Origin of the sequence: Escherichia sp. MOD1-EC6300 (assembly GCF_002965045.1) — a bacterium.
Taxonomy (GTDB): Bacteria; Pseudomonadota; Gammaproteobacteria; order Enterobacterales; family Enterobacteriaceae; genus Escherichia; species Escherichia coli_F.
On the sequence record NZ_PTRH01000002.1, the window covers coordinates 21,595 to 33,004 of the forward strand.

Genomic DNA, 11,410 nt, shown 5'->3' on the forward strand with positions numbered 1-11,410 from the left:
AATTATGGCACTGAATATACCATTCAGAAATGTGTACTATCGTTTTGCATCCAGTTACTCATTTCTCTTTTTTATTTCCTGGTCGCTGTGGTGGTCGTTATACGCTATTTGGCTGAAAGGACATCTAGGGTTGACTGGGACGGAATTAGGTACACTTTATTCGGTCAACCAGTTTACCAGCATTCTATTTATGATGGTCTACGGCATCGTCCAGGATAAACTCGGTCTGAAGAAACCGCTTATCTGGTGTATGAGTTTCATCCTGGTCTTGACCGGACCGTTTATGATTTACGTTTATGAACCGTTACTGCAAAGCAATTTTTCTGTAGGTCTAATTTTGGGGGCGCTCTTTTTTGGCTTGGGGTATCTGGCGGGCTGCGGTCTGCTTGATAGCTTCACCGAAAAAATGGCACGAAATTTTCATTTCGAATATGGAACAGCGCGCGCCTGGGGATCTTTTGGCTATGCGATTGGCGCGTTCTTTGCTGGCATATTTTTCAGTATCAGTCCCCATATCAACTTCTGGTTGGTTTCGCTATTTGGCGCTGTATTTATGATGATCAACATGCGTTTTAAATATCAGGATCAGCAGTGCGTAGCGGCAGATGCGGGAGGGGTAAAAAAAGAGGATTTTATTGCAGTTTTCAAGGATCGAAACTTCTGGATTTTCGTCATATTTATTGTGGGGACGTGGTCTTTCTATAACATTTTTGATCAACAGCTCTTTCCTGTTTTTTATGCAGGTTTATTCGAATCACACGATGTAGGAACGCGCCTGTATGGTTATCTCAACTCATTCCAGGTTGTACTCGAAGCGCTGTGCATGGCCATTATTCCTTTCTTTGTTAATCGGGTAGGGCCAAAAAATGCATTACTTATCGGTGTTGTGATTATGGCGTTGCGTATTCTTTCCTGCGCACTGTTCGTTAATCCCTGGATTATTTCATTAGTGAAGCTGTTACATGCCATTGAGGTTCCACTGTGTGTCATTTCCGTCTTCAAATACAGCGTGGCAAACTTTGATAAACGCCTGTCGTCGACGATCTTTCTGATTGGTTTTCAAATTGCCAGTTCGTTGGGGATTGTGTTGCTTTCAACGCCGACTGGAATACTTTTTGACCATGCAGGTTACCAGACGGTTTTCTTCGTAATTTCGGGTATTGTCTGCCTGATGTTGTTATTTGGCATTTTCTTCCTGAGTAAAAAACGTGAGCAAATGGTGATGGAAACGCCTGTACCTTCTGCAATATAGACGTAAACTCTTTCCGGTTGTTGTCGATAGCTCTATATCCCTCAACCGGAAAATAATAATACCAAAATGCTTAGCGCGGCTAATAATCGCCTAATCCAAACGCCTCATTCATGTTCTGGAACAGTCGCTCAAATGTACTCAGGATACGCGGTTCGCTGATTTCCAGGAAATTGTCGTAATTCAGCGACCTGTCCCGTGTATCACGGGCCTGCTAATCCATCAAGGAATGCATTGCGGAGTGAAGTATCGAGTCAAGCCAGATTTCGCGATCAGGATTCTGTGTGATGATTACATTGCCAGGCCCGGGGCTGTTTAGTCATCGCCGCACAGTGCTGAGATTTCAACCTGTTGCAGGGAAAATGAGTAGATTTAGGGCAAGTGTGCTGCCAAACCCAACTTTTACGCGGGGAAGGTAGATTTCGTTGGAAGGATAAATGGTGTCCCCTGCAGACATCTACTTGAGGCGGCAGGGGATTGATTGGAATGGTGTTTTTTAGATGTGAGAAATATTTTACCCGCTATTTTACCCATTGGCGCGGCTTAAGAGCTTATTTTTGAATTCACAATGGTCACGATATAACCATCTTGCTCGCCCGTGGATAACTTTGGCTTTTGGCAGGTCGCCGGACTTAATCCGGTCATAGATGAAGGTTTTACCGAAGCCAGTATCGGCCATGATGAATTTCAAATCAACCAGTGAATCAGGTTGTAGTTCGTGTTGCATGAGTGCTATCTCCGAATAGGGAATCGAACCTGCAAATCAGGCAATAAAAAACCGCATTGATGCGGCAATGGTAGGTCTGGATATCTTGAGAAATGAACGGGCCTCATCGAGTGTGAGGCTGTGGTTAGTCCTTGCGTAACTCGCTAATTCTTCTGTAAGTCTCTGGTGCTTTGTTTCCGTGTATCTTCATTTCAGACTTCAACAGAGCAACGAGAGAATCCCATTCGTTGAGGATGCCTTTGAATGCCGGAACGCGCTTTGCAACCTTGTCGAATGAATCCCTGATTTCTGGAATCTGCTCGACAAGCGCAACGCATCGTCGGAAATCGGCTGCGTCATGTGGAGCACCGAAGCTATGACCATAGATATTCTTTTTCAGTCCACATGCGATTGAGGCAAGAGTTGCGCTACTGATGCCAACATCGCCAGTCGATTGCCATTTCAAAACCTTCATAGCCAAATCTGACATTTCTTGTCTCCAATAAAAAAACCGCCATCAGGCGGCTTGGTGTTCTTTCAGTTCTTCAATTCGAATATTGGTTATGTCTGCATGTGCTATCTGCGCCCATATTATCCAGTGGTCATAGCAGTCGTTGATGTTCTCTGCTTCGATAACCCTGTTGAATGGCTCTCCATTCCATTCTCCTGTGACTCGGAAGTGCATTTATCATCTCCATAAAACAAAACTCGCCGTAGCGAGTTCAGATAAAAGAAATCCCCGCGAGGGCGGGGATGTTAAGTCGGTGGGGGTACAGTATGGATATCGAAAATTATTGCGCGATTCTCATTACTCCCCTGGGAAAACATTATCTGGCAAGCATACGTTGTTGATGCTGTTTCACAACACGTAAACGTAAGCTGTCATAGGCCCAATTGTAGAACATGGTATATGGTAGAAAGAAAAGGAAGAATCCTATCTCTAGTGTAAAAGCCTGTAACAGACTGACGCTCAGAATCCAGGACACCATAATGACGCCGATCGCGATAAATCCACTTTCAAAGCCCAAAGCATGGAATGCACGAACTTTTGCAGTTCGTTTTACCTGATGAGCAGGCCAGTAGCGATCAAATAGCATGTTATAGATGATATTCCAGATCATTGCAGTTGAAGCCAACAAGATAGTCATCCCGCCCATTTCGAGTATAGTTCGCTGCATTAACCATGCTGTGGTGGGGGCCAGAATCGCAGTGGCAATTCCTTCAAAGCAAATAGCGTGAAAAATACGCTCAAGTAACGATCTGTGTTGAATCGCATTATGTTGCATAACTTACCTTTCTTACAGTTTCGACCGCGTTATGGAGTTGTGAGATTTTTATCGATTTATGTGATATATAAAAGATAGATACCATCGAAAAAATTGATAGATTATGCGTTACTCACTTGAAGCGTTAAGTACATTTGTTGAAGTGGTTTCCTGTGGCTCCTTTTCTGCTGCGGCACGAAGATTACGTAAAAGTCAGTCCGCAGTCAGTACGTCAATTGCCAATCTTGAGGTCGATCTTGGTATAACATTATTCGATCGCTCTTCGCGAGAACCTGTGCTGACAGAGGAAGGAAAGAAAGTATTGAGTTACGTTCATGCGATTTTATCAGCCAGTGAACGTCTTGAGGAGGTGGCGGTTTCGCTTGCCGGAGAGACTGAAGCTCGTCTGACGTTTGTGCTTTCCGATACCCTACACCCTGACTTATTAGAAGACATCATGGTGCAGTTTGATAGTCAGTTTCCACATACTGAGTTAGAGGTTTTAATTGGTGAGGATGTCGATGTCATCGATCTTTTGCAAAAAGAACGAGCGCAGATCGGCTTAATTGAGTCTCGGGAACACTACCCCACCGATATTGGCTCAACCCGTTTACCGATGCAAGCGTGGATGGGCATTTATGTTTCGGCGTCACATCCACTGTCTGCAGAAAAAACAATCCAGCGGGAACAACTTCATTCATGGCGAGAACTTCGTCTTAATACTTATATCGATAACCGGGAGATGATTGCCCGTGGACCGGTTTGGTCTGCACCTAACTATTTGTTGTTACTCAGTATGGCCGTACAGGGATTTGGCTGGTGCTCTCTGCCCTGTGCTCTGGTTGAGGAGTTTGCAACAGAAAAACCGCTGGTTCAGCTCGACGTACCTGGCTGGCCAAAGGCAATTTCTATCGATCTGCTTTGGAATAAAAAATCGCCACCAGGCGCGGCTGGAAATTGGCTTAAGCATCATTTACAGCATATCAATGCCCCAAATAGTCGAACTTAGATTAGTTAAAATATGGAATCCTGAAATAATCTCTGTTGATATGTGGAGCCATCTTCCAGGCTCCCACCTAAATCATGTTAGCAGTTCCATTTTTTTGATGATTTCCGCATGAGCATCATCGTTATCCCCAGCGACAAATTGAATACAAAACCAGTGCTACCGCCATTGCAATTCCTACCGTTGCGAATGCTTCAGGCCAGCTCATTGATTCACCTCCTGCGCGGTTCTGGTAGTGGTATCCAGAACAAGGCGTTCCCTAACCACGATAAAGTGCCGTCGCTCAACTCCACGTATTCCCCTTGCACCTATCCTGCCATATACTCACCGTGCTTTGAATAAATTAAAATCCAATCATCTTGAGCGGGCATTCGCTCACTACAGCGTATCCAACCACCCGGAGTTACCGGAGAGTTGCCGCGTTCTTTAATGTGCAAGCGAGGCTCACCATCTTTTGGTTCAGGCCACTGGCGCTCCATGTTGATCTTCAATTTATCTTCCTGTAGTGGCTCGCTCCATTGCACCGCGATCTTCAAATCTGCGGATTACTTCCAGCAGTTGCATCGGCTCAATATCCTGAATCTCAAGACCGCCGATGATGGGTAAAATGTCGTCATCAAACATTTTGGCAAGTTCAGTTGCATAGCCTACTGACCAGACTTGCTTCTTGTGCTCGTACCATTCCTTGTAAATCGCACTAAATGAATTGTTGTTAGACGAAGCCTTTTTCGCCTTTACCGGATCGATGCCAACCGAGATGTCTTTCCTCGCAGTCCATGCCTTATCCCTTGCCTCCTGCAAAGTCATAAGCGGATATTTTCCGACAGTCAGGATTTTCTCCTTACCGTCAATCTTGTAGCGAAGCTGCCATACCTATTTCCCGGATACAGGGACATAAAGGTACAGGCCATTACCATCGAGAAGGCGGTATGGTTTTTCTTTCGGCTTAGCTGCTTCAATCTGCTTAACGGTGAGCATGGGTAAAAATCCGGTGGGTAAAATTATTTTATCCACTTTTTACCCGTCATGGAGTGCGGCTGTCAACGATCTGACGCGAACCATGACGAACTGTTAATCTACGGAAGACTTGATATTCAGGGGATTTTACGGACTGGTACGGATGGGAGCGAACTGATAAATGGTGTCCCCTGCAGGAATCGAACCTGCAATTAGCCCTTAGGAGGGGCTCGTTATATCCATTTAACTAAGAGGACAATGCGGCATGAGTATACCCGCTAATGCTCAGCGGGGTAAGTACACTGCCGCTCGATTGCTTAAACCCTCGCCATTTATGCCGGGTTTTTATCATTTTTCTTAATGTTTTCCGCACGTTCTGCTTTTTGTCGTGCTTCTGCTTTGCGCTTGTTGCTCATGTCGTTACGGATCTGTGCATGACTCATTAACGCGAAGATAAAGGTGCCGCCGCAGATGTTTCCTGCCAGAGTAGGCAGCGCGAAGGGCCAGATGAAATCGCTCCAGTGCAGCGTGCCGTTAAATACCAGATAGAGGATTTCTACAGAACCGACAACGATGTGGGTGGTATCTCCGAGGGCGATAAGCCAGGTCATTAATATAATCACTACAATCTTTGCCGCACCCGCTGCAGGAAACATCCATACCATAGTGGCGATCAGCCAGCCGGAAATGATCGCGTTGGCAAACATCTCACTGGGGGTGTTCTTCATCACATCCATGCCGATTTTTACAAATGCATCGCGAGTTTCTTCATTAAAGATAGGCATATATTCAAATGCCCACGCCGCAATACCTGTCCCGAGAATATTCCCCAGCAGCACGACGCCCCATAACCGCATAAGTAAGCCGACGTTGCTCATTGTCGGTTTTTGCATGACGGGTAGTACTGCAGTCACGGTGTTTTCGGTAAATAATTGCTGGCGGGCCATAATGACGATAATAAAGCCAAAGGTATAACCGAGATTCTCCAGCAAGAAACTGCCCGGCACGCCTTCCAGTTCGACATGAAATATCCCTTTTGCCAGTAGTGAAGCGCCCATCGACAGACCCGCCGCAATGGCTGACCACAGTAGCGCCATTGCGTCGCGTTCCAGCTCTTTTTCACCATCCTGGCGGATATGTTCATGAATTGCCATCGCCCGGGAGGGGAGTCGGTCTTCATCTATTTCTATTTTTTTGCCGCGTTCTTTTTCTTCGCTCTCAACTTCAATTTCGTCGCTGTGTTGATCAATTTTGTCGTTGTCCATGGTCTCTTCTCTTGAATTAGCACGTATAGCTAAAGCGTAGCGGCTTTTTTGCTCGCAACTGGCGGGAGTTACTCTGAAAATGTAGAAAAGGCTGTGTTTGCCTTTTTCTGTTTCTATAGAATCAAGTAGCCTACAGGGCGTCGATTACCAGGCTATGATCAAATCAGCAAATCAGGGCGTCTGGACATCAGTTGACGTGCTGTTACAATCGCCCACACCTAAACAGGCGGATACGGTATCGTTCCGTCATGGATGGCAAACTGCATAAGCCATAAAAAAACAGGGAGACATTTATGAAGCTTCGCCTGTCGGCGCTTGCTCTTGGAACTACGCTTCTGGTGGGGTGTGCGAGTTCCGGTACAGATCAGCAAGGGCGTTCTGACCCATTAGAAGGGTTCAACCGCACCATGTACAACTTCAACTTCAATGTATTAGACCCGTATATTGTTCGACCGGTCGCAGTCGCCTGGCGTGATTATGTTCCGCAACCGGCGCGTAACGGTTTGAGCAACTTTACCGGCAACCTTGAAGAACCTGCGGTGATGGTTAACTACTTCTTGCAGGGCGACCCTTATCAGGGGATGGTCCACTTTACCCGCTTTTTCCTGAACACTATTTTGGGGATGGGCGGCTTTATTGATGTTGCGGGGATGGCGAACCCGAAACTGCAACGGACTGAACCTCACCGCTTCGGTAGTACGCTTGGTCATTATGGCGTGGGTTATGGGCCGTACGTACAATTACCGTTCTACGGTAGCTTCACGCTGCGTGATGACGGCGGTGATATGGCGGATGGTCTTTACCCGGTACTTTCCTGGCTGACCTGGCCGATGTCCGTGGGTAAATGGACGCTTGAAGGTATCGAAACCCGTGCGCAACTGCTGGATTCCGACGGCCTGCTGCGTCAGTCGTCCGACCCATACATTATGGTGCGCGAAGCGTACTTCCAGCGTCATGATTTCATCGCCAATGGCGGCGAACTCAAACCGCAGGAAAACCCGAACGCGCAAGCGATTCAGGATGAGTTAAAAGATATCGATTCTGAATAAGAAACAAATAAAAAAGGTGAGTCGCAAAACTCACCTTTTTTGTTGTTATCCATCAATTACCACAAGTAAAAGGAGACAAACCGACAATGACCCGGACGAAATTATGTAAAAATACTGATGTTCGTCACTGACTGTTTCCGATATTCAGACGTTGAAAAATCAAAAAACTGGACAAATAATTTTAATTATCATCAAAATTAACACCCAACGCAGAGAGTTGTTTAATTTCACTTTGATATTTCATCTGGCGATTTTGAAGTCTTTTTTCAACTTTATCTTCGATTTCCTTAAACTGTTTATATTCATTTTGAGAGTTGTCAACGTCAACTTCGTTAGCGAATAAAGTAGAAATTATTTCTTTTACATTATCGCGTCTAAATTTTGCATCGTCCACTTGAAAATTGTATCTTATTGCTCGACCTAAACGTTTAAAAACTTCGTTAGGTTCTCTCAGTCTTTCCCCGTTGAGCTCGTTTACAACCTGATGATCGGAACCTGTTGCAAATGACTCTGCCATGATAGCTTTACTGCTTTCAAACCACGCTGAAGCATTCCTGGCGTTTTCACTACAATATTGGGTGAGACTATCACCATTAATACGAATTCCTCTTTGAATGTGGTAGTCGTCCTGATCGTAGTAACCGAGAGATAAGTAATCATTTCCGTTTTTATTTTTAATTACAATAGCGAGAGAGTCGCCTTTTTTATCTTTACCGTACCAGGTAAATAAGTCCGTTGGTTCGCTTTTCCCGCTCTCATCAAATTTCGTTACCGTATGTCTGAGTTTGTGCGATATTTTATCGAAGATAAAACCAGGATTTCCATCATATATTTCTTTTATTGCGCTGAAGATCATTTCCTTGTTATGGATATCATGAGTATTCTCTACTACATTTTCACTGATGATGGTTTGACCGACTTTTTTGTTTTCATCGTTTGCAGGTGATTTTGTTGGTTCTTGATTATTAATACCAATAATACCATCATCAGTATATTCAGCATTATTTATATCATCATGAGTCTTCTCAACTATGTTGTCATTAATGATAGTACGGACGAGTTCTTTGTCTTTATAGTTCGCAGATAATTTTATTGGTTCTTGGTTGTCGATACCAATAGTAATATAGTCTGTATCATTGGAGCCAATATCAATATAAGTAACTGAGGAATTATTGATAATTATTCTATCAAGTTCACCGGTTCCTCGTATGGCATTTTTTATAAGCTCAAGTAGATGTTTAATACAGGTACTTATTCCTTCCTTGCCATTAAAAAGGTTTTTGAACTCTTGTACTAATCCATTAACTTCATTATTGTTATTTTCATTGGTGGATTCTGTGTAAGTAGGGCAGGTATTGTTGATTGAAACAGATGGTAGCATGATTTTATTCCACGTTGATTGATTTGTTGCAAATATATATTACCTAATAAAATAGACTATCAAAAAACGCTCATTTATTTAGAACCTATCTTTAATTTGAGTGTATGAGCGCATAATAGCCAGGGTGGTTTGAGTATCCTGGAAATTCAGAAAAGTAAACTCATTGAGAAGGACGAGCAGAACGCCTGATAATCTGTCTTTCCCTTCAGGCCTGTCTGTGGATAACGCTTACAAATTTGCAAGGGCAAGCTGACATCAGGCTGTTTGCAAAATTGTCTTATCTCAGGAGGCAAGCAATGAGGAAACTACTTTCGGTGAAGAGAGGGAGTTAAAGCCACCTGCTATGCAGGTGACTTTAACCCGGTAAACGCGTTATCAGAATGCGTAGTTAAAGTTCGTCCCGAACAGCCAGGCTTTACCTTCAGACTCGAACTGATATGGGCCTTCGTTAATTTTCACGCTCTGGCCGTGCATATAAGAAACACCAACGTCGACTGAAGCATCTTTATTAAATGCGTAAGTCGTACCTGCACTCAGCCAGAAACGGTCCTGGTCCGGAATGGAGATAGAACGATTCTGTGCCGGAACTGGGCTGTCATCGAAGGCGATACCGGTACGGAAGGTCCAGTTATCATCGTAGTAATAAGTGGTACCCAACGCGATGCGGTAAGCATCTTTAAAGCCTTCATGTTTCTGGAACAGCGTGTCGCCACTCGTTGATGTCGCTTTCAGTTGCTGGAACTGACTCCAGCTGGTGTAAGCCAGGCTATAGTGAATTGCCCACTGCGGATCAACACGGTTATAACCCGACACTTCCCACATTTCAGGCAGGTTCAGCGTCAGATAACCCGACTGCGTTGCGCCACCTGTCGCGGTAGGAATTGGCAAACCGTAGTTATTAAAAGCCGGGTTAAGATCGCTGCTGTAGTTACCCTTGAAGTCAATTTTCACTTCAGAGCGGTAGGTCAATGCGTAGCGGTTGTTTTTATCCAGTTCGTACAGGATCCCGGCGTTCCAGCCAAAGCCCCACTGGTTACCGTTCAGGTGAGCGATTTTGGTATTACTGTCGATGCCGTTGGCGGTAGCTGCTAATGCTTGCCCCTGAGGAGTCTGCCAAGCAGGAGATTGCTTAATCTGACCAGCCACCAGTTGCCCCAGATCGCCTGCGAAACGTTCAATTTTCGCACGAGCGTAGACGGCGTTGAAACCAAGACCAAAGCTCCATGCATTATTTAAGCGATACGCACCGCTTAAGTTCAGGTTCATGGTTTCGAGGTCGGTGGTACCCCCGACAGAACCGCCTGCATAAGTATCGTTAAACTCTGTCGCCAGACCATAGTTAGAGGTAATAGAAGCCCCCCAACCAAATTGGTCGTTAATCGGTGCAACAAAGTGCATGTTCGGAACCCATGCCGTAGGCGCGATATTATCGGCTTTCAGGCTACGACCAGACGGAGACGTTCCGCTGATATTTACGTCCGGATCTATATAAACCGCACCCGCAGAAAATGTCGGGCGGTCAAACATGGTAATCAACGCGGGGTTACGGCTGACGTTACCTGCATCATCGGCAATAGCGCCTTCCCCTGAATAAGCCCGGCCCAGGCCAGAGGAAGAAAATTCGTTTAACTGAAAGCCTGCCGACCAGGCCTGGGTGGAGATAAGTGCCACTGCGACTGCGATAGCAGACTTTGTAAACAGGGTTTTCTGGCTCATGACCATAACCTCAATGATTTATTTTTATACAAACTATGTTACGTACTGTAACAGGAGCGCGAAGTGTAGGGTCTGAGGTACATCTTAGAAATCAGACCAGTGGCGAGAGTATAGGTCGGACCAGATGGAATGTTGCAAGTATGTTTCTATATTTTTTCAAATATGATCTAAGAAACGCGATCCAGCTGGCAAAATTTGGAGGTGGCGCACTCATGGATTCGGGTGAATTTTGTTTTAGATCATTTTTAAGTGTGATTTCGGTCACTTATCCGATTTTGCAGAATTAACAACTGGAGCAGTACTTTCCGGAAGCGTAAAATATCCCCAACGTTTATCTGGCACCTTAGGTGCACATACAGAGGAAATCAACGATGAGTAAATGTAGTGCTGATGAAACCCCGGTTTGCTGCTGTATGGATGTTGGCACCATTATGGACAACTCCGACTGCACCGCGTCTTACAGCCGCGTGTTTGCAAACCGCGCAGAAGCAGAACAAACGCTGGCGGCGCTGACTGAAAAAGCCCGTAGCGTTGAATCCGAACCTTGCAAAATCACCCCGACTTTCACTGAAGAGTCTGACGGCGTGCGCCTGGATATCGATTTCACTTTTGCCTGCGAAGCTGAAATGTTGATCTTCCAGCTGGGTCTGCGTTAATTCCTCTCGGGTATATACGCCCCTGTCAGTTCATGGCGGGGGCGTTTTTATTTTCTCTTCCTCTTTTCTCTCTGTGTCATAGCTCCCACTTTCCCTTTTCTCCACTTGGCTAAATGTAAAAAAATGGTTAAGACTATGATCAGGTCAGACCACTTTATTT

At 45.1% G+C, this 11,410-nt stretch carries 11 protein-coding genes, 1 tRNA gene and 2 pseudogenes; 4 read left to right on the forward strand and 10 right to left on the reverse strand.

Translation table 11 applies throughout. From position 1 onward, the window contains the following. Positions 1 to 4: 4 nt before the first annotated feature. On the forward strand, positions 5 to 1,252 hold the full coding sequence (locus BGE37_RS02835) for an oligosaccharide MFS transporter (RefSeq protein ID WP_001197033.1): 1,248 nt from the start codon (positions 5 to 7) through the stop codon (positions 1,250 to 1,252). Between the two features lie 523 nt (positions 1,253 to 1,775). Here BGE37_RS02835 and torI read toward each other — a convergent pair. The 4 genes from torI to BGE37_RS02860 form a co-directional block, all read right to left on the reverse strand. After that, positions 1,776 to 1,976, reverse strand: a complete 201-nt coding sequence (torI, locus tag BGE37_RS02845; RefSeq protein ID WP_001163428.1) for a response regulator inhibitor TorI — start codon at positions 1,974 to 1,976, stop codon at positions 1,776 to 1,778. A 124-nt stretch (positions 1,977 to 2,100) separates the two neighbouring features. Continuing rightward, complete coding sequence (locus BGE37_RS02850; protein WP_001281200.1) at positions 2,101 to 2,445, reverse strand: hypothetical protein; 345 nt, start codon at positions 2,443 to 2,445, stop codon at positions 2,101 to 2,103. A gap of 27 nt (positions 2,446 to 2,472) precedes the next feature. Continuing rightward, positions 2,473 to 2,640, reverse strand: coding sequence for a hypothetical protein (locus tag BGE37_RS02855; RefSeq protein ID WP_000545725.1), 168 nt, complete (start codon positions 2,638 to 2,640; stop codon positions 2,473 to 2,475). 142 nt (positions 2,641 to 2,782) lie between these two features. Continuing rightward, positions 2,783 to 3,241: a multidrug/biocide efflux PACE transporter gene (locus tag BGE37_RS02860; RefSeq protein ID WP_103253410.1), complete on the reverse strand. Its 459-nt coding sequence runs from the start codon at positions 3,239 to 3,241 to the stop codon at positions 2,783 to 2,785. A gap of 103 nt (positions 3,242 to 3,344) precedes the next feature. On the opposite strand from BGE37_RS02860, the gene BGE37_RS02865 reads away from it, so the two are divergent. Continuing rightward, on the forward strand, positions 3,345 to 4,229 hold the full coding sequence (locus tag BGE37_RS02865) for a LysR family transcriptional regulator (RefSeq protein WP_105287745.1): 885 nt from the start codon (positions 3,345 to 3,347) through the stop codon (positions 4,227 to 4,229). A 209-nt stretch (positions 4,230 to 4,438) separates the two neighbouring features. Here BGE37_RS02865 and BGE37_RS25525 read toward each other — a convergent pair. The 4 genes and pseudogenes from BGE37_RS25525 to BGE37_RS02885 all read right to left on the reverse strand — a co-directional run. After that, positions 4,439 to 4,726: pseudogene (locus tag BGE37_RS25525) on the reverse strand (dATP/dGTP pyrophosphohydrolase domain-containing protein); the annotation flags it as partial. Next, positions 4,722 to 5,204 (reverse strand): annotated as a pseudogene (gene intS / locus BGE37_RS02875) (prophage integrase IntS); the annotation flags it as partial. The pseudogenes BGE37_RS25525 and intS, both read right to left, overlap by 5 nt. A 161-nt stretch (positions 5,205 to 5,365) precedes the next feature. Then, positions 5,366 to 5,440, reverse strand: a tRNA-Arg gene (locus BGE37_RS02880). Between the two features lie 75 nt (positions 5,441 to 5,515). Next, complete coding sequence (locus BGE37_RS02885; RefSeq protein ID WP_000368131.1) at positions 5,516 to 6,448, reverse strand: formate/nitrite transporter family protein; 933 nt, start codon at positions 6,446 to 6,448, stop codon at positions 5,516 to 5,518. Between the two features lie 293 nt (positions 6,449 to 6,741). Here BGE37_RS02885 and mlaA point away from each other — a divergent pair, with 293 nt between their 5' ends. Next, a complete protein-coding gene (mlaA, locus tag BGE37_RS02895) occupies positions 6,742 to 7,497 on the forward strand; it encodes a phospholipid-binding lipoprotein MlaA (protein WP_000776770.1) in 756 nt (251 codons plus the stop codon). 181 nt (positions 7,498 to 7,678) lie between these two features. Here mlaA and BGE37_RS02900 read toward each other — a convergent pair whose 3' ends face one another. Both BGE37_RS02900 and fadL read right to left on the reverse strand, forming a co-directional pair. After that, the gene (locus BGE37_RS02900) at positions 7,679 to 8,878 is read right to left on the reverse strand and encodes a hypothetical protein (RefSeq protein WP_088541244.1); all 1,200 of its coding nucleotides are present in this window, start codon (positions 8,876 to 8,878) and stop codon (positions 7,679 to 7,681) included. A 375-nt stretch (positions 8,879 to 9,253) separates the two neighbouring features. After that, positions 9,254 to 10,594, reverse strand: a complete 1,341-nt coding sequence (gene fadL / locus BGE37_RS02905; protein ID WP_004017164.1) for a long-chain fatty acid transporter FadL — start codon at positions 10,592 to 10,594, stop codon at positions 9,254 to 9,256. Between the two features lie 371 nt (positions 10,595 to 10,965). Between fadL and BGE37_RS02915 the strand changes: the two genes are divergently transcribed. Then, positions 10,966 to 11,250 (forward strand): YfcZ/YiiS family protein, encoded by a 285-nt coding sequence (locus tag BGE37_RS02915; RefSeq protein WP_001296261.1) that lies wholly within the window; start codon positions 10,966 to 10,968, stop codon positions 11,248 to 11,250. Positions 11,251 to 11,410: the final 160 nt, after the last annotated feature.